We start from the raw sequence: 25,136 nt of genomic DNA, 5'->3' as shown, positions 1-25,136 counted from the left end.
GTAAATTAGTGAGGGATAAACATTGAAAATAACGGAGTTTTCTTTAGAACAGCTGAATGTACATTTTAAGCCGGATATGCTTTTAAGGCTTAATAAAGGAGATGTTGTAAGGGCAAAGGTTGTTGAAATTTCAGCACATAAGATATCCCTTAAATTACCTGACGGGAATATAATAACTGCTGCACTTATGAGTCCTGTCAGTGCAAAAAAAGGTGAACAGGTAGAGCTTATAGTAAAGGATATTTCAGGTGATAAGATTTTTCTAGAAACCATAAAGACTGATGGTGAAAAGAGTGTTCAATTAGAAAATGAAATAAAAAATTTGCTTATGGATATTGGCGTAAAGCCTGACAAAAAAAGCATGGAAATTGCAAGGGAAATTATAAAAAATGAAATGCCTTTAGAAAAAGAGTTTTTCAACAAAGTAATGGATACTATTAAAGCATACAAAAATATATCAATAGAAAAGGCTGTATTTCTTCTTTCTAAAAATATACTTCCATTAGAAGAAAACATATCTTGTCTAAATCAAATTCTAGAAGAAAAATATAAAATAGGCGATGAGTTAAATAAACTTCTAAATAATCTTATGGCTATTGAAGATGAAAAAGCTAATGAATTGCTGAAAAGTTTTTTAAATGGGGAGGTAAAAAAAGATGCTTTACCTTCCCCTTTAATTTTAGAAGAGTTTGGCAAAGAACTTAAAAGCAGTGGTTTTTCCCCTGAAACTCAAAATATTTTAAAAGAAAAATTCGTAGAATTCGTAAAATTAAAAGGAGACAATATTAGATTTGAGGAGCATGAAAAATTTACAGAGCTTTTAAAAGAAAGCGGCTTAGACAAAGCTTATTTGGATATTGAAAAAGAAAGTATAGAAAAGTTTATAAAAAGTACTTTTGAAAAGATAAATTTTATAAAAAAATTTACAGTTAAAAGCAGCAATGAAGCATTAAAAGAAAATGACAAAAAAGAAATTTTAGAGAAAATTTTTAATAAATTTTTTATTAATATAAATGATTCTGATGATAAAGATATAAGCATCAAGAACACCTATAAAGAAATATACCGGAAAACCCAGCTGATTAAACAGGCTTTAGAACAGGCAGGTTTTTCTAATAAAGGTGAGATTTTTAGAAATATTGAAAATTTGCAAAGTAATCTGAGATTTTTAAATGAACTTAATAATAATGCTGTGTACATCCAGATTCCCCTTAATGTTTTTAATAAAAGCCATACAGGGGAGCTCTACATATTAAAGAAAAAGCCAGGCAAAAAAAACATCAATACAGATGACATTAGTTTATTTATATCCTTAGATACCGTAAACTTAGGACAGGTGGACTCATTGGTAAACATAAAAAAGAAAAACGTAAGTATAAATATAAAGGCAGAGAGTAGGGACGTAATTGATTTTATTAAAAAAAATTACATGAGCCTTTATAATATCCTTTTAGAAAAAGGATACAGGATAATTGATATAAAGTACCGCCTAATTGAAGAAAAAGTTAATATATTAAATATAAATAATATAGAAGAACATAGGGAAAGAAGACAAAATTTTGACTTAAGAGTGTAAAAAGGGTGATTTTTAATAATGGACAAAAAGAAAAAAATAAAGCAGGTTGCAGCGTTAAAATACTCTCCTGACAAAAATGAGGCACCGGAAATAATAGCACTAGGAAAGGGAGAGGTAGCAGAGAAAATCATTGAAAAAGCAAAGGAAAACAATGTTCATATATATGAAGATGAAGAGCTTGCCACAACTTTAAACACTTTTAACATTGGTGATGAAATACCGCCGGAGCTATATGAAGTTGTAGCAGGAATATTTGCTTTTATTAAATCCTTAGACGAAAAATACGGAGAGGGAAAATGATTAATAATAGGGAAATAGGCACAATTGGAGAGGAGATAGCGGCAGAGTTTCTTGAAAAAAACAACTATAAAATTATAGAAAAAAACTTTAGATACAAAAGACTAGGTGAAATTGACATAATTTCCTGGGAAAACGACAGTATCTGCTTTGTTGAGGTTAAGACCAGAAGTACCTTAAAATACGGACTTCCAAGGGAATCAGTAAATTTTAGGAAACGGGAAAACATCAAAAAACTTGCACAAATATACATTAATAGACATAATATGCACGACAAATCCATAAGGTTTGATGTTGTTGAAATATATATAGAAAAAAATCAGGACAAAATTCATTTAAAGGAAATAAATTTAATTAAAAATGCCTTTTAAAAGAGGTGATTTGTTTTGCATACGGGACACAGGAAGAGGCTTAAAAAGAGGTTTTTAGAAGAGGGATTAGATAGTTTTGAGCCACATCAGGTTTTAGAACTTCTTTTGTTTTTTTCCATTCCAAGAAGGGATACAAATGAAATAGCCCATAGGCTTTTAAAGAGATTTGGTTCCCTTTCAGGGGTTTTTGAAGCTGATATAAAGGATTTGATGGAGGTAAATGGTATAGGAGAAAACTCGGCTTTTTTAATCTCAATGATTCCACAGCTTTCAAGAAGGTATCTTAATGACAGGTGGAGGGACAAGCCTCAGCTAAACAGCTCTTCAAAGGCAGGTAACTATGCCGTTTCACTTTTTGCAGGAAGAACATATGAAGTATTTTATGTAATTTGCCTTGATGCACAAAACAGGGTAAACTATGCAGCATTAGTCCATGAAGGGACAATAAATGAAGCGCCAATTTACCCGAGAATTATAGTTGAGACAGCTTTAAGACATAAAGCCAACAGTGTGATACTTGCCCACAACCATCCGGGTGGGAGCCTTAACCCCTCAAGAGGGGATGTTGAAGCTACTAAAGTGATAAAAAATGCATTAGAGTCCATTTCAATAAAAGTAGTTGACCACATAATAGTGTGCGGTGAAAAGTATGTAAGCTTTGCAGAAAGAGGTCTTTTGAGCATTTAGATTAAGACATGTTCAGTCAAAGCTGAAGCCTTTAGCTTTAAGTTTCTTTTCTACATATTCATCAACAAATGCTTTAATTACAGTGAACACCGGTACTCCTAAAAACATACCAGAAGCCCCAAACATTCCTCCTCCCACAATTATGGCAGTTATTATAAGGAGAGGGCTTACGCCTACTTGATCCCCGATGATTTTAGGTCCTAAGTACCACCCGTCAAATTGCTGGAGTAAAAATATTATTATTGCCACCCATATGGCCTGAATAGGATTAATGAACAAAGTTACAACTACTGCAGGAATGGCACCTACAAAAGGTCCTACATATGGAATCATATTGGTTACCCCGACAATTAAGCTGAATAAAAGCGCAAATTTCACCCTGAAAACAGATAGCAGTATAAGGCATAGTATGCCTATGATAAGTGAGTCTAAAGCTTTTCCAAACATGTATTTTGAAAAAATATAATTTGATTTTTTTAAATCGGAAATGAGGTTAAAGGCAGTTTTCTTATTTAACAATGCATATGTTAATTTTTTGGCACCCTTAATTATTTTTTCTTTATCAGCTAAAATATATATGGAAATAATCAGCCCTATTAAAAATTTCAAAATATAAGATGTAAGGCTTATTGTACTCGTAAGTAAAAAATTTACAGGCACATTCACAAAATTATTAATTTTAGAAGAAAATCTTTCTAAATTATTTTTTATATAAGTTTCAACACCGTATTTGTCATAACTTTTTAATTTTTCAATGGTTTCATTTATTTTTGCTTCAGTGGTTTCTATGTAATCCGGAATATCGTTGGCAAGTTGTTTTACACTGCTGGTTATAGCAGGGGTGATAAATGTTATTAAAATTCCTAATGTGGCTATAAAAACCACATATATAATTGAAATGCTAAAAATTCTTCGGATTTTAAGTTTTTTTTCCAATAAAACCATTAGCGGATTTAAAAAGTACGCAATTGCAAATCCCCAGATTATATAAGCAAAGAGGGATGTTATGTATTTTAAAATACCTTTCATTTCTGATAAAACAATAGAAGGGTTATTTATTAATTTATAGAGTAATAATCCAATAATTATAATAGGGATATAATCTGAGTGAGGTATTTTTTTACCTTTAAATAGCAACAACAGACAACTCCTTTTTCATAAAATGAAAAGACAGAAAAATAAATCAAATAAATTATATCACATAGAAATAACAGGTGCAATGAAAAGATTTTGCTCTAAAAAAAGATTTCATTTTAAAAATATGATAATATGTTTTTAAGATATATAAGTTAAGTTGCATATTTCGGGTACATCCGGACACTGATTCCGGCAGCATCCGGACGTCGTTTCGGAATTATCCGGACAGCATAACGGTACATCCGGACACCTTGTCGATTTACTAAAATATAGGTACTCTTTAATCAGAATGATTAAAGGGGGCCAATCGATGAGGAGGCTGGATATGTTAAAAGCAAGAGAAATTTTAAGACTTAAGCATGAAGTAGGACTATCTCTAAGAGAAATTGGTCAAGCTTGTAATTGTGGTAAAACAACAGTGTCAGAGATTCTTAAAAGAGCAGAAAAAGCAAATATAACATGGCCAATCCAACTTAGTGATAAACAGTTAATGTCAATGCTATACCCACCTACAAATAATAGAAAAATCGTTCCAGAGCCTGATATGGAAGAGGAACTGGAGAAGTTTATCAACAGACCATTTCAGAAAATGGAGGGTAACAGAAAGACGGCTTTTAAAAAGATAGATAAACCCTGTCTGCAGCCATTGCCGGCAACAAAATACGAATATTGCGACTGGGTAGAAACAAGAGTTGCATTTAATTATCATGTTGAGTACAAAGGATTTTTCTACAGTGTTCATTACTCCTATGCGAATCATAAATGTTGGATTAGGGCATCATCAAAAACTATAGAAGTATATATAGGGAATGAAAGAATAGCGGTACACACCAGAAACTATGATAAATCTAATCGCTATAAAACATTAGAGGAACATATGCCCGAAGAGCATAAAGCTGTTTATGCATGGAGTTCTGAGCGTTTTCTGTCATGGGCAGAAAAAAACGGTCCTTATACCCGGGAACTAATCAAAAAGATTCTTGAAAGCAGTGATTATCCTGTTCAGTGTTATCGAACTTGTATGGGAATTATGAGACTTGCTAAAAGTTGTTCTGTTGAAATAATAGAAACTGCCAGCAAAGAGGCTATAGATAAAAATGTTTTTTCCTTCAAATATTTCAATATTATCCTTAAGCAAGTCGTCAAGAATTCCACAAAGAAGCAGAATGATACAATTATTCGGCATGAAAATGTAAGAGGAAGCAGTGCTTACTCAGGAGGTGGTATATATGCTAATTAACCCAACTATAGAAAAACTAAGAGATATGAAACTTAAAGTTATGGCCCAACTACTGAGTGATTCAGATCCGGCTTTAAGGGAGTTGTCTTTTGAGGAAAGGTTCGGTATTATGGTTGAAAAAGAATGGGAGTCAAGAAAAAACTCCAGGATTAAAAGATATATACATAAAGCATCTTTTAGTATTAATGCATGCATTGAGGATATAGACTATACTGCGGAACGGAAGATAGATAAAAAGACTATACAAACTAAATGACAAGGTGTCCGGATAATCCGGTTTAATGTCCGGATGTTTCCGGAACTGCCGTCCGGATAATCCGGAATACGCATTAGTATATTAATAAGATATATAAGTATATTTAAAGGATGTGTTTATATGGTTATAGTAGATTCCCACTGCGATACAATAACTAAAATAATGGAAACAAACTCAAACCTTTATGAAAATAAACATCATGTGGATATACAGAGGTTAAAAAAATACAAAAATTTTGTTCAGTTTTTTGCAGCCTTTACAGATAAATGCCTTTATCCAAATACATTAAAAAGGGCGTTAGAAATAATTGATGTATTTTATAAAGAAGTAGAAAGGTATAAAGACCACATAACATTATGTTGTAATTACAGCGAAATTAAAAGAGCTTTTAAAGAAGAGAAAATTGCCGCAGTACTTTCAATTGAAGGTGGTGAAGCACTTCAAGGAGATGTTGGAATGCTAAGGATCTTCTACAGACTTGGGGTGCGCAGCTTATGCCTTACCTGGAACTATAGAAATGAAATAGCAGACGGGGTTTTGGAATCAGAAACAGGGGGTGGACTTACTTCATTTGGAAAAGAGGTTATAAAAGAGATGAATTCTTTAGGAATGCTTATTGATTTGTCCCACATATCTGAAAAAGGATTTTGGGATGTAATGGAATTAAGTCAAAAGCCTGTTATCGCGTCTCATTCAAATGCAAAAAAAATATGCCAGCATATCAGAAACCTTAGTGATGAACAGATAATGGCCATAAAAAATAACGGGGGTGTAATAGGAATAAATTTATGTGCTGAATTTATAAGTGATAAAGATGCAAGTTTAAAGGATGTCATTAAACATATTGAATATATAGGGGATTTGACAGGATTTGACCACATAGGTTTAGGGGCGGATTTTGACGGTGTTGACTTTCTTCCGGAGGGTATAAACGGAGTTGAAGATATTTATAAAATAGCAGATGAGCTTTTAAAGCTTAATTATTCCAATGAAGATGTGGAAAAGTTTTTGGGAAAAAATTTTTTAAGGGTGATAAGAGAAGTATTGTAGAAGTGCTTTAAATAATAAAAGAGCCCGTGATGATCTTCGCTCCGGCTAAATATCAACTACCCTTTTAAGAGAAAGTCAATAAGTAACCTTTGCTCGACTATTACAAGAACAAACAGCCTTTATAAAGCCTATACAAAACACTTTGAGTAGTTGATACTTCATATTAATACTGCATTAAAATACAAGGTATAATACTTCATACAAATACTCAAATTAGTTCTGATTGCTCCTGTAATAATCTTAACTCGAACTGGATACATCTATCTAAATATAGACATATACAGCTCTTTCCGCCGACTAACACCAAGCTTTAGCGTCAACTCACCGGACGAAACCTGATATTAATCTTTGGCCGAATTCTACAAAGCTCATAAAACCTTATAGAACTCTTGGTTCAACCATCACGAACCCTTGTACTAATATTATTGCCGGTATAAAAGAAAATATACATTAAAATTTTAAAAAAATTAAAAAAATAATTTGAAACGAAAAACAATTTGTCTTGCATTTTAAATGAATAATTATAAATGCTGTATTTCTTTTAAGATAGTTAAAAAAATAACATTCTTAAATGCTATTTATATAAAGCTTTTTAATGCATAGATATAAATTATCAGATAATTTTGCATTTTAAATATCATTATCTTGCAAAATAAAATATATTATATTAAAATTAAAATTGTAGATAGAAAAAAATTATTTTTATGCAACATATTTAGAAATAAGTGTGCTAAGCATAAAATAGCTGTAAAATAAAAAATGTGGGACATAAAATGATTTTGGAGGATTGTAAATGGAACTTTCAAGAAGGGCACTTTCAATCAGCCCGTCTTCCACTCTTGTTATTGATGCAAAGGCTAAAAAAATGAGACTGGAAGGAGTGGATGTGATAGGATTTGGAGCAGGAGAGCCAGATTTTGATACACCAATGCATATTAAAGAAGCTGCAATAAAAGCAATAAATGAAGGGTATACAAAATACACTCCTGCCTCGGGAATGTCAGAGCTTAAAGAAGCGGTATGCAGGAAATTAAAAAGAGACAACGGACTTGAGTACAAACCGGAAAATATCGTTATAAGCAACGGAGCAAAGCATTCTCTTGCTAATATTTTTCAAGCCATATGTAATCCGGGTGACGAGGTTATTGTACCCTGCCCCTGCTGGGTGAGCTACCCGGAAATGATTAAAATGGCAGACGGGATACCCGTCATGTTAAAAGCCACAGAAGAAGAAGGTTTCAAGCCTTCTGTTGACAAATTTTTAAATGCTGTTACGGAAAAGACAAAGGCTATTATAATAAATAGCCCCAGCAACCCTACAGGAATGATATATACAGAGGAAGAACTAAGGGAAATAGCCAAAATAGCCGTTGACAAAAAAATATACATTATATCTGATGAAATATATGAAAAATTATTATACGACAATCTAAAACATGTAAGTATAGCATCCTTTAGTGAAGAGATAAAGAATTTGACTATTTTGGTAAACGGGGTTTCAAAATCATATTCCATGACAGGGTGGAGAATAGGATACACTGCGTCAAATGAAAAGATTGCATGTGTTATGACTAATATTCAAAGTCACTTCACTTCAAATCCCAATACAATAGCACAGATGGCAGCATTGGTGGCATTGGATGGAGACAATGGCGTAATAGACGCTATGGTTGCTGAGTTTGCCAAAAGAAGGGATTATATGGTAAAAAGAATAAACTCAATAGAAGGTCTTTCCTGTATTAAACCAAACGGGGCTTTTTATGTTATGATGAATATTTCAAAATTAATAGGGAAAGAAATTAAAGGAGTTAAAATTACAGACTCGGACGTTTTTGCAAATGTTCTTTTAGAAAAGGCAAATGTTGCTTTAGTTCCAGGCTCCGGTTTTGGAACGGATATTCATGTAAGGCTTTCCTATGCAACTTCCTTTGAAAACATAGCGGAAGGTTTAAATAGAATTGAAAAATTTTTAAATGAGTAATATAATTTATTGAGATTGGCATTTAAATTTCAATCTCATATTTATAAATAGCTTAGACGGGATATGTTTTTATAATCCCGTATTTTTTTGTCATAATGGCTGGATTTAAAGTAAATAACAATGTATAATTGTTTTTGGGTATCATAAAGTTAGAAAAATTTTTAGTTAATTTTTAGTAAAAGTTAAAAGATAAAAGATTTTTGGAGGTTGGAAAATTTGAAAAATACATATGAAAATCCCTTAAATACCAGGTATGCAAGCAAAGAAATGCAGGAATTATTTTCTCCTGACATGAAATTTAAAACATGGAGAAGGTTTTGGATAGCTCTTGCAGAAGCTCAAAAAGAGCTTGGTCTCGATATAACGGATGAACAAATTGAGGAACTAAAAAAATACAAAGATGATATAAATTATCAAGTGGCAGAACAAAAAGAAAAAGAATTCCGCCATGATGTTATGGCTCATATTCATGCATACGGGGAGCAGTGTCCTAATGCAAAAAGAATTATTCATTTAGGAGCGACATCCTGTTATGTTGGTGACAATACAGATATTGTCATTATGACTGAAGGTTTAAAATTAATTAGAAAAAAGCTTGTAACCACCATTGAAAAACTGGCAGAGTTTGCATTAAAATACAAAGATATGCCAACACTAGGCTTTACACACTTTCAGCCGGCACAGCTGGTTACAGTTGGGAAAAGGGCATGTCTTTGGATTCAGGATTTGTTAATTGATTTAGAAGATTTAGACTATGTTCTTTCAAATATGAAACTTTTAGGTTCAAAAGGTACCACAGGTACCCAGGCAAGTTTTTTAAAACTTTTTGAAGGTGACCATGAAAAGGTTAAAAAACTTGATATGCTCATACCTGAGAAAATGGGCTTTAAAAGTGTATTTGCAGTGTCCGGGCAGACTTATACAAGAAAACTTGATTCAAGGGTTTTAAATGTGCTTTCCGGCATTGCCCAAAGTGCATATAAATTCAGCAATGACTTAAGGCTTTTACAGAGCTTAAAGGAAATTGAAGAGCCCTTTGAGAAAAAACAAATTGGTTCGTCGGCTATGGCATACAAGAGAAACCCGGTAAGGTCAGAGAGGATTTCAGCCTTAGCAAGATATGTGGTGGTTAATGCCCTAAATCCTGCCATCACCGCTTCCACCCAGTGGTTTGAAAGATCTCTTGATGACTCTGCCAACAGACGGATAAGCATACCTGAAGGGTTTTTAGCAGTGGATGCTATTTTAAACCTATATATAAATATAGCCAGCGGTTTGGTGGTATATCCAAAGGTTATTGAAAAACATGTGCAGGCAGAACTTCCCTTTATGGCAACTGAGAATATATTAATGGAAGCTGTTAAGGCAGGGGGGGACAGGCAGGAACTCCATGAGAAAATAAGGGTTTATTCTATGGAAGCAGCAAGGGAAGTAAAAGAAAAGGGAAATGAAAACGATCTTATAGAGAGAATTGCGAAAGATGAAGCTTTTGGACTTGATATCACCAAATTAAATCAGGTGTTAGACCCTAAAAACTATATTGGCAGGTCTAAAGAGCAGGTGGAAGAATTTATAGAATTCCATGTAAAACCTGTTCTTAAAAATAGTGAAAAAGCTGCTTCGGAAATTGATTTAAAAGTATAGAGGATATTTTATATAAAAGCTTAAAAAATCATCTGAATAGTATGTATCAAATAGCGCATATATTGTTGAAATTTCAATGTTTATGTAGTAAAATTAGATAAGATGTAATGATGATTTGTCGTATGAATGGGGTGGGAAGTAATTTTAAGTCCGGAGGGGAATTTTGTGATTAATAAGTACAGTGATATACCTCTTTATTGTCAACTTAAAAATATAATTATGGCCAATATAGAAAGCGGGGTTTATCCTCCTGATTCTAAAATACCATCAGAGCAAGAGTTTTGTGAGCTTTATAATATAAGCCGCCCGACTGTAAGGCAGGCTATAAGCGAATTGACAAACAATGGCTATTTGTACAAAGAAAAGGGCAAAGGAACTTTTGTATCAAGACCTAAGACCTCGATTGATGTAAAAACATATACAGGTTTTACAGACTCAATTTTAGATAATGAACTTACAGATAACCGGGAGGTACTTTCTGTTGAAACAGTAGAGGGGAAAGAATGTGGAAAGATTCTGGAAATTTTTAAAGCAAATTCTGGACAAAGTACACAGTTTGCAAAAGTGGTTTTTAGGACTAAGCATGATGATGATGTTTTTTCCTTCAACACATCATTCATTCCATTAAATTTATTTCCAGACATAATAGATGATATTAAAAATAAAAAAGCATCCCATGATATATTAAGAGGCAAGTATCCCCTTGTTCCTGTAAAAAGCAGCAGTTCTTTAGAGGTTGTTTTTACTGACTCAAAAGAGGCTCAGTACTTAATGGTACAGCCGGGACATCCTCTTTTAAAAATAACAAACACCATAACTTCAAAAAGCGGTCAGGTAGTAGAATATGTCATATCAAAGTACAGATCTGATAAATGCAGGTTAATATTTGAAAATTATAAAAGGCAAATTTAGAGGATTATAAAGAATATCATTAATTTTTCTATTGTCCAGGACTCCTCCTTGTATAAGGTGGGGTTACTGTTATTTTATCTAAATTTAATAAATAATAAGCGATTGTACATAAAAAGTAGCAAAAAAAGCGTATTTAAATTATATAGACATATTTGCATCACATATATAAAAAAGATATAATTGTAATATAATGATATAATTGTAATATATCCAATATATTATATTCAAATTTTTATAAATTTAGGAGTACATTTAATTTTATGAAATATAAAAATCAAGTAAACAGATGGGGATGTATATGGAACAAATGTCTTTATTTAAGGACGAAAAAAAGAAAAACGATTCTGTTGTATTGAGTGCTTCAAGAATGACTGATATGCCTAAATATTATCCTGACGTACTAATGAAAGAGGTAATGACAAGAATTGAAAAGGGTGTGGATGTACATACCGTTGTATTTTGGACCAAACATCCGGATGCAATTTTAAAAAGTACTATGACTGAATTTATAAACAACCTTTTTAGCTTAGGGATACAGTGCTATCTCCACTGTACTATAACTGGTATGGGCGGGAGGATTGTCGGAAGTGACGGATTATATATGGAGCCTAATGCACCTAAAGCTTCTGATGCTTTAGCAGTGCTGCCTGAAATTGTGGAACTCTTTCGTAACCCTATGAGGGTAATGCTTAGGATAGACCCATTAGTTAAAATAAGGAATAATGTGACAGGTGAGATTTTTTCAAATTTTGACTGTGTAAAATCTATAATTGAAAATTCGGCAAAAGCAGGGATAAAAACATATACTATAAGCTTTTTGCAATCAAATATACATAAAAAAGTTGATAACAGGTTTAAAAAAATAGGGTGGTCCATTGAAAACTTTACAATAAGCCAAAAGAGGGGTTTTTTTGACAGAATAAAGAGTATGGCAGGTAAATTCGGTGGGAAAGTCTATAGCTGTTCTGTTTACGGTCTTGAAGAATCTAGGTGTATAAACGGGTATTTGCTGGAGGAGCTGCACCCGGATAAAAAATATATAAGAAAGGACGAGCCAAGAAAGAGAAATCTGTGTGGCTGTACTCATTCCATTGATATAGGAGGATGGCCTCCTAAAAAGTGCTTTACAGGATGCCAGTATTGCTATGCAAATTCATCATATCATGAACCGTCTATATAAAGCCCCTGTAAGAATCCATGAATAAAAGGTAATTGTTTTTCCTTTATTGACAAAAAGCTGTTTATAATGTATTATAAATTGTCAGGTTTATTTTTACAAAGTATACATTTTTGAATTGAATGAGGTGATTTAGTGAATAAATTAAAAATTGCATTTATATTTATTATTTTGCTACTAATGTGTGCATTTTATACAATTTCATATGCAAATCCGGAAGAGCAGCTTAAAGTTTCCATTAGAGCAGGTTATGACAATACAATCAGGATATTTTCAGAATGTCCCGTTTATATTGAAATAGAAAATACCGGAGAGGACTTTCAAGGTGAAATACAGATTCATGTAGTTACAGGTTATGCAAACAAAACAAACTATGTCCTTCCCTTTGAAATCCCCCAGGGTTCTAAAAAAGAATTTTTTATGAGCATACCCATTACTACTGCATCAAGGGATTTGGAAATAAAGATTGTACAAAATAACGAGGTATTACTTACCAAAGAACATAAGTTTCAAAAGGTAATATCACCTAAAACTACTGTTGTCGGTGTTTTATCTAATGAGGCAAACAGATTGAGAGTTTTGCGTAATGTGAATCTTTTAGAAAAGCCAGTGATTGATAGAAATGGTTTTCTCATGCCAAAATATCCGTCTGTAAATCCTTCGACAGAAGGAGGAAAATTGCCTATTGAGGTAGTAGAACTAAATGAAAATAATTTACCGGATAATGAAGGAATGTTGGAAAATTTCGACTTTTTAATTTTATCAAATTATGATACATCTAATTTAACGCAATCTCAAATAACGGCTATTTCCAATTGGGTAGACAAAGGAAATATATTGATTATAGGAACAGGTGAAAATGCCAGAAAAGTTTATTCAGGACTGAGTGAAGACTTAAAACCATTTAAAATAAACGGCCAGAAAAGAATTGAAATGCCGGAACACTTCGCTGATTTTACTGAAAGGGCTATTTTAAGGCAAGAAATGTACATATCCACGGGAAGTGTAGCAAACGGGGATATAATTATAGGTGATGAAGACACTCCCCTTGCTGTAAATTATAAATATGGAGATGGAAATATAATTATATTAGCATTTGATGTCACAACCAGCCCAATTTCATACTGGCCTTACGTTAAAGACATGTGGGAAGGGCTTTTAGTATACAACAGGCCAGTGTATTATGAAAATACAGATAATTTTACATACGGTTATTCCAGCTATTTAAGCAATATATTTGACCAAGATATTTTTCCCTTTGGGCTTTTATGTATAATTATATTGGTATATATATTTCTGGTAGGGCCGGTTTTATACTGGATTTTAAAATATAAGGACAAGAGGGATTACAGCTGGATTGTTATACCAATAACTGCATTTCTTTTTGTAGGGATTATTTATCTTGGAGGCTATAAAACCAGGTTTAAAGCCTCTGTTATAAGTAATTACTCAATAATCAGGCTGGATTCTGAAAGTGAAAAAATGAATATAAACTCATTTTTTACAATTTACAATAACAAAAGAGGTACTCTAAAAGTAGAGTGCCCGTCAGAATATAATTTTGAGTTTTTCACCAATAGCTATTATGACGATATTTATCACGGTCCAAATGAGGATTTTTATGTAACAAGTAAAATTTTATTTGGGGAGCCGAACAAATATGAAGAATATGGTGTATCTTTGTGGGATTCTGTTAGAGCAAATACTGATTTTATCAGGGAGTATAATGAAAAAATATTACTTGAAGATATTGAGATAAAGGATGAAAAATTGTTTGGAACAGTAATTAATAATACTTCTTTTTCATTGGAAGATTCATATATAATTTTAGATAACCTTTATATCAGCATAGGGGACATTGAGCCAAAATCCCGAAAAGATTTTGCAATTCCGTTATTTGGAAGCGAAGTTAACAGCAATTTTGAATACTTTCTTAATGAGCTTTTTGAAAAGGATGTTTTTCATTACTGGGTTGATAGTGATGAAGAAAGACAACGGCGAAGAAGAAGGGAAGCACATTATATTGCATATTATAACTTTATTCAAATGGCGAATAAAAAGAGAGATTTAAAGGGAAGGCAGATTATTTTTGTTGCACTAAATTATGACGATATTGATTATGATTTAATAGTAAATGGGAAAAAGCCTGATATTTATAATATAAATGTTATTTATACAGATAAAATTATACCTTATGAAAAAGGTGAAAAGATACATTTACCAAAAGGAACTATAAAACCTGTATTGGAGAACCAACAGGCATTTTACAAACAAGATAATATGACATATTATTTTCATAACGATATAGAGGCAATGTTTACCTTTTATATTTTAAAAGGTATAACCGTTGAAGAATTTAAGATTGATTGGACGGAACCGGACTATCGGGATATTTATAATAGAGACGGCAGTGAAAGTAAATTAACCAACTATGATATATACATAAAAAACAACGCAACAGGTGATTGGGAAAAGATAGACGAAATATTTAAAGCCAGTGCCAAAGCAGAGGACTATATAAATAAAAATAGAGAAATAAATATTAAAGCAAATATCACCTTTGATGAGAACCTACGTAGGGATGCTGTATTAATGATGCCTCAAATAGAGATAAAGGGGGTGGCAAACTGATGCTGGTTATAAAAGATCTTGTTAAAAATTATGGTAAATTCAGGGCGGTAGACAATTTGTCTTTGGAGATAGAAAAGGGTCAAATATATGGTTTTGTAGGTGCTAACGGCGCCGGGAAAACCACGACGCTAAAAATTATAGCCGGGCTTTTAAAGCCTACATCGGGGGAAGTTATAGTTGGCGGAATGAATATAAGGGAAAATCCCATTGCATACAAAAGAAAAATAGGATATATGCCTGATTTTTTCGGGGTATACGATGACCTTAAAGTGACAGAGTATATGAATTTTTATTCAGGAATATACGGAATTAAAAAAGAGGAAAGGGATAAAATTTGCGATGAACTCCTTGAGCTGGTTAATTTAAGGGATAAAAAGAATTCCTATGTTGATGAACTTTCCAGAGGTATGAAACAAAGGCTTTGTCTTGCCAGAAGCTTAATTCACAATCCTGAACTTTTAATACTGGATGAGCCTGCATCAGGTTTAGACCCAAAAGCCAGGGTGGAGATGAAGGAGGTATTAAAAGAACTTGGTAACATGGGAAAGACAATAATTATTAGTTCACATATATTACCTGAACTTGCAGAACTGTGTACCGCCATTGGAATAATAGATAAAGGAAAAAAGGTAATTTCAGGTACTGTTGAAAAAATAATGTCCCAGATGTATAGTAACAGAATTATACGTATAAAGGTTTTAGATAAGAAGGAGGCTTTAGAGAAATTTTTAAAAGAGCAGCCATCCGTTCTTTCTATAAAAGTGCATAATGATTATATAGACGCGGAATTTGAAGGAACAAAGGAAGTAATGGCCCATATGCTGAAAAGTGCTATAAATCAGGATATACCGGTAATATCTTTTTATGAAGTTGAGAGGAATTTAGAGTCGGTATTTATGAATTTAGTAGGAAGGGGAGAAGAGAAAAATGCAAATTAACCCTGTTATAGAAAAAGAATTGAAAACAAAAATGAGAGGCTGGAGAGCACCGGCGTTAATAACAGCATATTTAGGCTTTTTGTTTTTTGTGGTATTTATTTACTTTTTAATTTATCAAGAAAACAGGCGATACGGATCACAGGTTTTAATTCCTGAAATTGTAGTAAGCCTGTACAACACCATTGCTTTTATACAGCTTCTTTTAATATTGTTTATTACGCCTATAATAACAGGTGGGGCGATAAGTTCAGAAAGAGAGAGGCAAACATTGGATTTATTATTGTGTACGGATTTTTCGGCTTTAAAGATTATTATTGGGAAAATATTTGTGTCAATAGCTCATATTATGCTTTTGGTAACCGCTTCTTTTCCTATTTTAGGGATAGTGTTTTTATACGGGGGAGTAAGAATATGGGACGTTATTCTTTTGTTTATCTTTTATATAATTATTGCAGTTATGACAGCAAGCATCGGGGTTTTTTACTCAACCGTTTTTAAAAAGAGCATTGTCTCAATTGTCATGACATACTTAACACTGGGTTTTTTTATAGTCGGGACGGCCATAGCATTATTAATATATAGTGAATTAATTTTGGATTACTTATACAGACTAAATTGGTATGATATTATGTTTTTTCTGACTCCAAATCCCTTTTATGGTTTTGGTATAGTTATAGAAGATACCTTAACAGATTACGGCCTTCTTGCTTTGTTTGTGGAAGCAGCTATCTATAGGGGAGGCGTTCCCGTTATAACGGCTTTAGGAGCTAATTCTATATTTAATATTGCTTTATCAATTTGTTTAATAATGCTTAGTGCAAGAAGATTAAGACGCCTAAAATAGCGTAATTTAAACATTGGAGTTTAAAAAGCTTATAAAAAACTATAAAATTTGATGATATAATTAATAAGAGGAACTTTTTAAAAGAAATTAAAGTCTTAATTAAGTAATTAAAGTATTAATATTAATACAGAAAATCACAAGATATAAGTAAAAAGGTGAATGTTTATGTATATAAATGAGATATTCAACGCATTAAGGCCTCTTAAAAAGAGAGTTTATTTAAAAAATATACTGGACTTTTTCTGCTGTTTTTTTATAGGTGCAGGAATATTAGCCTTAGTATTTTCTATAATATCACTATTTGTACCTGTAACTTTTGTAGGTGAAAAAATTTTTGCTATATACCTGGTGCTTATTTTTTTGTCCTTCATTTTTTCAATTATATTTATGCCTAGGAGTTATAAAATTGCAAAAATAGCTGACTCATTAGGTCTTAAAGAAAGGGTTATTACAGCCTGTGAGCTAAAAGACGATGAGTCAGGACTGGCAAAATTACAAAGGGAAGATACATTAAAGGCTGTAAAGGGTGCTGACTTTAAATCTTTATATAAAATACATGTGCCGTATTATAAACTTTTAACCGGGGTATTGCTTTTATGTCTTACTTTAATTGTTTTTACAATACCTACAGAAGCCAGGGAAAAGGCTTCTTTAAAAGAAGAAATAGAAAATGAAACAAAGAATCAGATTGAAAAAATCCAGGAAGAAAGAAAAAATTTAAGTAAAGACCAAAAGGTTTCTGTTGAAAAATCGGATGAAATAGATGAAGTGGTTGACAGCCTTTTAGAAGAACTTAAAAATGTAAAAGATGAGGAGGAGGCAATAAAGGCTCTGTCAAAAGCCAGAAACCAGCTGGAGGAATTAAAAAACGAGGGTTTGGAAGAATTGGAAAATGTATCCCGTAAATTAAAAGAAAACCGGCTTTCAAAAAGTTTGGGTGAAGCTTTGGAAAAAAACGATATGGATGAAGTGAAAAAGCAGCTTGAAAGTTTGGGAGAAAATATTTTAAATGCATCTGATGAAGAGTTAAATGAGTTTTTAGAAAAGCTCCAGGAAGCAATTGAGGGGCTTTCACAAAACCAGGATTTAAAAGATGGGTTGGAAGAGTTAATGAATGCTCTAGAGTCCGGGAGCGGGGAAGATATACAAAAAGTGCTGGAAAAAATGAAGGAATTAATAAATACAATTGATTTAAAGGCACTTGAAAATATGAAAATAGACCAATTGGCATCCATGCTAAACAGCGGTATAAACAGTCTTGCCAAGATGAGCGGAAGCGGCTTTGATTTTTCAGCCTTTGGCGGGGAAAATAGTCAGGGTGGTGGAAATTCCAATGAAAGTGGCGGTGGAGAAGGGCAAGGAGACCAAGGAGAAAAAAAAGGCCAGGGCGGAAGTCAGGATAAAAGCCAGGACGGAGACCAGGGTGAAAGAGAAGGCCAGGGGGGAAGTCAGGGAGAAGGTCAAGACCGAGGACAAGGCCAGGGCCAGGGACAAGGCCAGGGCCAAGGACAGAGTCAGGGAGAAGGCCAAGGAGGAGGCGGAACAGGAACCGGGATGGGAAGCTCAACTTCCAACATGGATACAGGGTACTCCGGTTCATCTACAGGAACTGGCGGTCCTGATGGAAGTTCAGGCAGCCAGGTGAGGGATTATGAGGAAATATATGTTCCCCAAAGGCTTGGTGGGGACTCGGAAATTTCCCAGATTACAGGTACCATAGGAGAAGGTGGCGAAACCCAGGTAATCCAGACAGATGCTCCTCTTTTGAAGGGAAATACAATTCCCTATAATGAAGTTCTTGGTGAATACAAGGAAAAAGGCATGACATCATTAAAAGATGCACCAATACCACAGGGGATGAAGGATATTGTAAGGGATTATTTTTCCACATTAGATGAATGATAAGTGAGGGGAAAAATATGGATATAAATGAAAGCAAAATAAAAAAAGTCATAGATACCGTTTCCAGAATTGAAAGTGAAGTAGCAAAACATATGATAGGACAAAAACCTTTAATAAGGCAGGTTTTGATTTCCATACTGGCAGGGGGCAATGTTCTTTTAGAGGGAGTGCCGGGTCTTGGAAAGACAAGGCTTGTAAAGACTTTTGGTAATGTTATGGATCTTAAGTTTTCAAGGATACAGTTTACTCCGGATTTGATGCCGGCGGATGTGACGGGAACCAATATAATTACCCAAAATGAAAAAGGAAAAGGTGAATTTACTTTTCAAAAAGGACCTGTATTTACTAATATTCTTTTGGCGGATGAAATTAACAGGGCGACGCCTAAAACCCAGAGTGCCCTTTTAGAAGCCATGCAGGAGAAAACTGTTACAGTGGGAAATTCAACCTATGAACTTCCTAAACCTTTCTTTGTTTTAGCTACCCAAAACCCCCTTGAGATGGAGGGAACATATCCTTTGCCGGAAGCGCAGCTGGACAGGTTTTTGTTTAAGCTTACGGTGCCGTTCCCATCACTGGAGGAATTGGTTGATATAGTGTCCATGACTACCGGGAAGGAAGATGAAGACCTTGATACCGTCACCAATGGGGAAGAAATACTGGAAATAAGAAGCATTACAAGGCAGGTGCCTGTGGCAAAGCCTGTTTTGGAATTTGCTTCAAAGCTGATACTGGCGACCCACCCTGAAAGTGAATATGCACCGGAAGTTACCAAAAAATACATACGTTTTGGTTCAAGTCCAAGGGGGGCACAGGCTATCATTTCAACGGCAAAAATAAGGGCATTTTTAGAGGGAAGATATAATGTAGCTTTTGATGATATAAAGTATGTGGCATACCCGGCACTAAGGCACAGGTTTTTCTTAAACTTTGACGGGATGTCAGAAGGCATAACTACAGATGATTTAATTGGTGAAATAATTAAAGAAATAGAAAGACAATAATACAGTATGTATGAAAGGAAACTCTTTTGGTATGGGAAGTCTTTTTGACAGTGATTTTTTAAAAAAACTTGAACAATTTCAGCTCTGGTCTAAAATAATGACGCAGGACGGCGGTGCCGGAAACAGAAAATCACGTGCTAAGGGAAGTTCTGTTGAGTTTTCTGATTACAGGGAATATATTATGGGTGATGATTTTAAAAAAATCGACTGGAACGCTTATGGCAGGTTTAAAAAGCTATTTATAAAACTCTTTATGGAGGAAAGGGAATCACCGGTACAAATATTTTTAGATGTAAGTAAGTCAATGGATTATGGAGAACCTGATAAAAGCATTGCATCAAGAAGACTTGCAGCTGCAATAGCTTATATTAGCCTTTGTAACTATGACAGAGTTTCAATTGCCTGTGTAAATGATAAAATAGATAAATTTAAGTCATCTTTAAGGGGGAAAAATTCTTTCAAAGAAGTGATGAGTTTACTGGAAAACATTGAATACAGCGGCACAACAAATATATATGAGACAATTGCAAAATACCCTTTTAGATTTGGAAAAGGGGTTTCCCTTGTTATTTCTGATTTTTTTTGTGAGGGAAATTATGTAGATATGATAAAATATTTGCAGTTCAAAAAACAACATGTATACGTATGCCATATTTTATCCCCTCAGGAAATATCGCCGGAAATTGGCGAAAGTGTAAGGCTTATAGATTCAGAAACAGGGATGTACAGGGAAGTTGCTGTATCAAAAAACCTGCTTAATATGTATAACAAGGCATATAAAAAATTTATAAATACTTTTGAAGAAAACTCTGCTAAAATGGGTGTGCACTACATGCTTATGGAAACATCCCTTCCTATAGAAGAGCTGATACGGATGGTGGTGAGTAAAGAATGACATTTTATTCACCCTGGGGTTTTTTGGCACTAATTGGTGTGCCTGTAATTATAATATTTTATCTTTTAAAGCAGCGGCATGAAGATTTTACTGTATCAAGCCTGTATCTTTGGGAAGAGGTTATTAAAGATTTAGAGGCAAACACATCCTGGCAAAAACTTAAGAAAAACACATTAATGATTCTTCAGATTATTGCTGTAATTTTGCTGGCATTTGCTTTATCAAAGCCTTATTTAAGCCATCTTGAGTCCAATATTCAAAATGTGGTTGTTGTTATAGACACTTCTATGAGCATGCAGTCTAAAATGGGGAATAAAACCAGGTTTGATGAGGCTAAAGCTAAGGCAAGGGAATATATATCAAATTTAAAGCCCAATACCTATGTTACATTGGTAAGTATGGGAAAGAATATAGTTATAGAAGAAAGTTTAAGTAAAAATAAAAGCAGTCTTTTAAACAGTTTAAATTCCATAGAGGTTACAAATACAGTTTTAAATACAGATGATGCTAAGAGTACAATTTATTCAATTGCAAACCAGCATCCAAATACAAAGGTAGTTTTATTCGGGGATCAGAATTTTTACATAGAAGGAGTGGATATGGAGTTTTCCGCCAGCTTTGATGAGGCTGAAAACTTTGCAATTATAAACCTGTCCCATACAGTAACCGAAAAGGGTATAACAGCTTTAAGTACCATAGCAAATTACACACAGTCAGATGCAAAGATTCCTTTAAGCATTTATTTAGATGGAAAGGTATACGATGCTAAATATGTAGATATAAGTCCGTATGAGACTACAAATGTTTATTGGAATAATTTGCCTGAAAGTACCAATATTATAGAAGTGAGAATTGACAAAGAAGATGCCCTTAATATTGACAATGTTTACTGGAACGTTGTAGAAAAGGGTTTGGGGAATAAAGCATTGTTGGTTTCAGATGGAAATGTATTTATTGAAAAGGCTTTGGCCCTTTCAAATAAAGTAGAGCTTTACAAGACACAGCCTGATGAAAACAGGGAGTTTACAGGATACGACCTTTACATATTTGATGGTTTTTTACCGGAAAACATTCCTGAAAGCGGAAGTATAATGATTTTTAACCCGCCGGAAAACCAGTTGTTTGAAATAAAAGAAACGGTGGAAATTCCGCAAATAAAAGAGCTTAAAGGGGAAGTTTTTAAATATGTAAAAGAGTTTGACTTTTCTGTAGGAGAGTCAAAGATAGTGGAGGTTCCCCTGTGGGCCGAAGAAATTATTGAATATAAAGAAGGCTCCGGTGGGTTTATGGGGGATTTAAATAATCAGAGAATTTTAGTTATAGCCTTTGATATTTTCAAAACAGACATTTCCATAACTCCTGCTTTTCCTATTTTTATAACCAATGCTATGGAATGGCTTTTGCCCTCTGCCATTGAAAATATAGCAGGTGTAAATCCAAAGGACAGCATTATATTTAATTTGCATCCAGGGGCAGAAAAAGCTTTTGTTGAGACTCCTTCCAAAGAGGTTTTTGAAGTAGCGCCTCCTTTTCCTCCAAGGGTTTTTGACAGGACAGAGGAACCGGGGGTTTATACATTGGTTCAAAAAACAAGTGAAGGGGAGATTAAATATAATTTTGCAGTTAATGTCCCGTCAAAGTATGAATCTGATATAAATAAAAAGGTTGCAGTACAAGAAGGCAATGAGGATGTCAGGGAAGGACAAATTGTAAAGACCGGTAGGGACATTCAATCTGTGTTTATATGGATTATTATAATAATTTTACTGATAGAGTGGTGGGTTTATAAAAATGGTGTTTAATTTTAACTATCCTTTGATGCTTATACTATTTCCTGTTTTTATAGTGTATTTGCTTTGTGTATCAAGGGGCCTTACAAGGCTTTCAAAAACAAAAAAAAGAGTAATTTTAGGCCTTAGAATAACAATTTTATTGTTGCTTATATTGTCCCTTGCAGGTTTTGGGCTAAAGATATCTTCTAAATATACCACAACTGTATTTTTAGTTGATTCATCAGACAGTGCAAAGGCTTCTAAAGATATAGCAGAAAAATTTATAAAAGAATCCATAGAAAGCAAGGGAAAAAACGACAAAGTGGGAGTGGCAAGCTTTGGGGCAGATGTGGCTGCCGAACTTACTCCAACACTTAGCCCGCGCTTTTTCAGTTTGCAGGCAAAGATAAACAGTAAATTTACCAATTTTGAAAATGCCCTGAATTATGTTATTTCCATGATTCCGGCTGATGACAACAAAAGGGTTGTTTTAGTCAGTGACGGTGAAGAAAACGCAGGCAATGCATTTTCAGTAGTTAACATATTAAAAGAAAAAGGTATTTCTTTGGATGTTTTTGAACTGGAAAGTATAGTGAAAAATGATGTGCAGATAACATCTATGGATGTGCCAAGATTTGTAAGATTAAACGAGCAATTTGATGTTTTTATAAAAGTTGACAGCAATGTACGGACAGCCGGCACCCTTAAACTATATAGGGACAGTCAGCTGATTTCTAGTACAGATGTGGAGATACAAGCAGGTGAAAATAATTTTGTTTTTCCCCAGACTGCCAAAGAAGGTGGGCTTATAACATATACTGCTGAAATTGAGGCAATAGACGACGGTGTAAGTCAAAACAACGAAAATTCTGCCTTTGTTTATGTAGAAGATGTGGCAAGTATTCTGATTATTGAAGGGGAAGAGGGAGAAGCAAGGGAATTAGAAAAAATACTTGAAGGGGATGTGAAAACAGAAGTTATTTTGCCGGAGGCTGTCCCAAAGGGGATAGAATATTTCCAAAAGTATGATGCTTTTGTTATTTCCAACGTTTCTGCAGAACGTTTAGAAAAAGAGATTATGGAGAATATTGAAAAAAGCGTCCGTAATATGGGAAAAGGTCTTTTAGTAACCGGGGGTGAGGAAAGCTATGCTTTAGGAGGATATAAAGATACACCCTTAGAGGCGGCTCTTCCTGTAAACATGGGTGTGAAAAGTGATGAGGAACATCCAAATTTAGGACTTTTACTGGTACTTGACAAATCGTCAAGTATGTCTTCAGGAGGCTTCGGAATACCTAATATAGAACTTGCAAAAGAAGCGGCAATACGTGCAACTGAGGTTTTAACCCAATATGATTATATTGGTGTCATTGCTTTTGACGAAGCTTCACAGTGGGTGGTAAAAACACAAAAGCTTGATAATTTAAAAAAAGTACAGGATTCAATAGGAACAATAAGGGCAGGTGGAGGAACCAGCATTCTTCCTGCATTAAAGGAAGCAGTGAGGTCTTTAAAAGAAGATACTGATGCAAAATTAAAGCATATAATTCTTCTTACGGATGGTATGGCAGAAAGAAGCGGGTACGGACCTGTAATAAATGAAATGGAAAGGGAAGGTATAACCCTTTCCACCGTTGCTTTAGGAGAGGGGGCAGATACCGGGCTTTTAAGCCTGTTAGCAGAACAGGGCGGGGGAAGGTATTATTATGTGGATGAGTTTACCGATATGCCTAAAATATTTGCAAAAGAAACCACCATCGCAGCAAAGACATATATTAACAACAAACAATTTACCCCTGTTTTAAGGAGTTATTTGCCTATTTTAGATGATATAGAGTCAATTCCGGATCTTTATGGCTACATAAGGACTTCAAAGAAGCCATCTTCAAGGGTTGTTTTTTCAAGTGATGAAGATGAACCAATTTTGGCAACCTGGCATTACGGACTTGGAAGGTCAGCTGCCTGGACTTCCGATATAAAGGGAATGTGGACAGAGGACTGGATGAATTGGGAAGAATCCCCGAGGTTTTGGAAAAACCTTATATCCTGGCTTGTTCAAAAGAAAGTGCATGACGGCTATGTTGTATCAGGGGGTACTGAAGGGGGAAAAGGGTTTATTGAATTTACAATGCCTGTAGAGGAAATTGTTGAAGACGGCAAAGTTGAGGCAATTATAATTGGTCCTTCAGGAGAAGAGGAAGAGACAAAGCTAGAAGTATTCTCTCCGGGAGTTTATAAAGGAGAGTTTTCAGCTGAAGAAACAGGGGTGTACATTGCAAATGTAAGAATTAATAGCGGGGAAGAGACTATAAACACTGTAGTTGGCGGAATTTTAGTGCCCTATTCACCGGAATATAATTTAATAAAAACTAATGGTAAAGAGCTTTTAGAGCGGCTGGTATATGAAAGCGGCGGAAGAGTTATTAAAAATGCCGATGAAGTTTTTTCAGGGGATATAGACACAATTGAAAATATAAATGATATCACAGATATTTTGCTTCTTTTGGCACTGGTGCTTTTTATTATAGATATTGCCATAAGACGCCTTAATATATCTTTTAGAAAACTTGATGCAGTATTAGAAAAGGGAAGAAATGCAGCCTATAAAATTAAAGGAAGCGTAGAAACAAAATTAGCAACAAGTAAACAAATTAAAATGCCAGAAATAAACAAAAAAAATCAGCAATTTGCTGAAGATAAAGTTAAAGATAAAAAAAGAAAAAAAGAAAAGGCGGGGGAAAAGCCTGAAAAAAAAGAAAAACAACATACTGACACATCCCATATATCAAAACTATTAGAAAGTAAAAGAAAAAGAGAATAGA

The 25,136-nt window shown here is 34.0% G+C and carries 21 protein-coding genes; 19 read left to right on the top strand and 2 right to left on the bottom strand.

Annotated elements, in window-relative coordinates; translation table 11 throughout:
- Window positions 1-22 precede the first annotated feature (22 nt).
- Genes fliK through radC form a run of 4 tightly spaced genes read left to right on the top strand, consistent with a single transcriptional unit; the run spans window position 23 to window position 2,931 of the window.
- The gene (gene fliK / locus HVS_RS09215; RefSeq protein ID WP_101301534.1) at window positions 23-1,576 is read left to right on the top strand and encodes a flagellar hook-length control protein FliK; all 1,554 of its coding nucleotides are present in this window, start codon (window positions 23-25) and stop codon (window positions 1,574-1,576) included.
- A gap of 18 nt (window positions 1,577-1,594) precedes the next feature.
- Window positions 1,595-1,876, top strand: a complete 282-nt coding sequence (locus HVS_RS09210) for an EscU/YscU/HrcU family type III secretion system export apparatus switch protein (RefSeq protein ID WP_101301531.1) — start codon at window positions 1,595-1,597, stop codon at window positions 1,874-1,876.
- On the top strand, window positions 1,873-2,244 hold the full coding sequence (locus tag HVS_RS09205) for a YraN family protein (RefSeq protein WP_101301529.1): 372 nt from the start codon (window positions 1,873-1,875) through the stop codon (window positions 2,242-2,244). The genes HVS_RS09210 and HVS_RS09205 overlap by 4 nt, the downstream gene beginning before the upstream one ends.
- Window positions 2,245-2,259: 15 nt before the next feature.
- Window positions 2,260-2,931 carry a RadC family protein gene (gene radC, locus HVS_RS09200; RefSeq protein ID WP_101301526.1) on the top strand — a complete coding sequence of 224 codons (672 nt, stop codon included), beginning with the start codon at window positions 2,260-2,262 and terminating at the stop codon, window positions 2,929-2,931.
- Window positions 2,932-2,943: 12 nt separating this feature from the next.
- Here radC and HVS_RS09195 read toward each other — a convergent pair whose 3' ends face one another.
- Window positions 2,944-4,068, bottom strand: coding sequence for an AI-2E family transporter (locus HVS_RS09195; protein WP_101301523.1), 1,125 nt, complete (start codon window positions 4,066-4,068; stop codon window positions 2,944-2,946).
- A gap of 310 nt (window positions 4,069-4,378) precedes the next feature.
- Between HVS_RS09195 and HVS_RS09190 the strand changes: the two genes are divergently transcribed.
- From HVS_RS09190 to HVS_RS09145, 10 genes are all read left to right on the top strand, one after another.
- Window positions 4,379-5,308, top strand: coding sequence for a Mu transposase domain-containing protein (locus HVS_RS09190; protein WP_101301521.1), 930 nt, complete (start codon window positions 4,379-4,381; stop codon window positions 5,306-5,308).
- Window positions 5,298-5,564: an ATP-binding protein gene (locus HVS_RS09185; protein ID WP_101301519.1), complete on the top strand. Its 267-nt coding sequence runs from the start codon at window positions 5,298-5,300 to the stop codon at window positions 5,562-5,564. The genes HVS_RS09190 and HVS_RS09185 overlap by 11 nt, the downstream gene beginning before the upstream one ends.
- A 120-nt stretch (window positions 5,565-5,684) precedes the next feature.
- Entirely contained in the window at window positions 5,685-6,614 is a 930-nt protein-coding gene (locus tag HVS_RS09180; RefSeq protein WP_101301517.1) for a dipeptidase, read from the top strand.
- Between the two features lie 793 nt (window positions 6,615-7,407).
- Window positions 7,408-8,595, top strand: a complete 1,188-nt coding sequence (locus tag HVS_RS09175; protein WP_101301515.1) for a pyridoxal phosphate-dependent aminotransferase — start codon at window positions 7,408-7,410, stop codon at window positions 8,593-8,595.
- Window positions 8,596-8,811: 216 nt separating this feature from the next.
- Window positions 8,812-10,239 (top strand): adenylosuccinate lyase, encoded by a 1,428-nt coding sequence (gene purB, locus HVS_RS09170; RefSeq protein WP_101301510.1) that lies wholly within the window; start codon window positions 8,812-8,814, stop codon window positions 10,237-10,239.
- Window positions 10,240-10,404: 165 nt separating this feature from the next.
- Complete coding sequence (locus tag HVS_RS09165) at window positions 10,405-11,151, top strand: GntR family transcriptional regulator (protein ID WP_101304193.1); 747 nt, start codon at window positions 10,405-10,407, stop codon at window positions 11,149-11,151.
- Window positions 11,152-11,458: 307 nt separating this feature from the next.
- Complete coding sequence (locus HVS_RS09160; RefSeq protein WP_157943010.1) at window positions 11,459-12,331, top strand: DUF1848 family protein; 873 nt, start codon at window positions 11,459-11,461, stop codon at window positions 12,329-12,331.
- Window positions 12,332-12,463: 132 nt separating this feature from the next.
- Window positions 12,464-14,959, top strand: coding sequence for a hypothetical protein (locus HVS_RS09155; RefSeq protein WP_101301505.1), 2,496 nt, complete (start codon window positions 12,464-12,466; stop codon window positions 14,957-14,959).
- Window positions 14,959-15,897 (top strand): ABC transporter ATP-binding protein, encoded by a 939-nt coding sequence (locus HVS_RS09150; RefSeq protein WP_101301502.1) that lies wholly within the window; start codon window positions 14,959-14,961, stop codon window positions 15,895-15,897. Before HVS_RS09155 ends, HVS_RS09150 begins: the two co-directional genes overlap by 1 nt.
- Window positions 15,887-16,741 (top strand): ABC transporter permease, encoded by an 855-nt coding sequence (locus HVS_RS09145; protein ID WP_101301499.1) that lies wholly within the window; start codon window positions 15,887-15,889, stop codon window positions 16,739-16,741. The genes HVS_RS09150 and HVS_RS09145 overlap by 11 nt, the downstream gene beginning before the upstream one ends.
- 215 nt (window positions 16,742-16,956) lie before the next feature.
- Here the strand turns inward: HVS_RS09145 and HVS_RS16545 are convergent, their stop codons facing one another.
- Complete coding sequence (locus HVS_RS16545) at window positions 16,957-17,112, bottom strand: hypothetical protein (RefSeq protein WP_159063436.1); 156 nt, start codon at window positions 17,110-17,112, stop codon at window positions 16,957-16,959.
- Window positions 17,113-17,128: 16 nt separating this feature from the next.
- Here HVS_RS16545 and HVS_RS09140 point away from each other — a divergent pair, with 16 nt between their 5' ends.
- The 5 genes from HVS_RS09140 to HVS_RS09120 are packed head-to-tail and all read left to right on the top strand — an operon-like array spanning window position 17,129 to window position 25,135.
- The gene (locus tag HVS_RS09140) at window positions 17,129-18,643 is read left to right on the top strand and encodes a hypothetical protein (protein ID WP_159063435.1); all 1,515 of its coding nucleotides are present in this window, start codon (window positions 17,129-17,131) and stop codon (window positions 18,641-18,643) included.
- A 17-nt stretch (window positions 18,644-18,660) separates the two neighbouring features.
- A complete protein-coding gene (locus HVS_RS09135; RefSeq protein WP_101304191.1) occupies window positions 18,661-19,647 on the top strand; it encodes an AAA family ATPase in 987 nt (328 codons plus the stop codon).
- A gap of 31 nt (window positions 19,648-19,678) precedes the next feature.
- On the top strand, window positions 19,679-20,542 hold the full coding sequence (locus tag HVS_RS09130; RefSeq protein WP_159063434.1) for a DUF58 domain-containing protein: 864 nt from the start codon (window positions 19,679-19,681) through the stop codon (window positions 20,540-20,542).
- Window positions 20,539-22,344, top strand: coding sequence for a vWA domain-containing protein (locus HVS_RS09125; protein WP_101301493.1), 1,806 nt, complete (start codon window positions 20,539-20,541; stop codon window positions 22,342-22,344). The genes HVS_RS09130 and HVS_RS09125 overlap by 4 nt, the downstream gene beginning before the upstream one ends.
- Window positions 22,334-25,135 carry a VWA domain-containing protein gene (locus tag HVS_RS09120; RefSeq protein WP_101301491.1) on the top strand — a complete coding sequence of 934 codons (2,802 nt, stop codon included), beginning with the start codon at window positions 22,334-22,336 and terminating at the stop codon, window positions 25,133-25,135. Before HVS_RS09125 ends, HVS_RS09120 begins: the two co-directional genes overlap by 11 nt.
- Window position 25,136: the final 1 nt, after the last annotated feature.

Origin of the sequence: Acetivibrio saccincola, from assembly GCF_002844395.1 — a bacterium.
Classification (GTDB): domain Bacteria; phylum Bacillota; class Clostridia; order Acetivibrionales; family Acetivibrionaceae; genus Herbivorax; species Herbivorax saccincola.
This window is presented reverse-complemented; position numbering and strand designations above follow the sequence as displayed.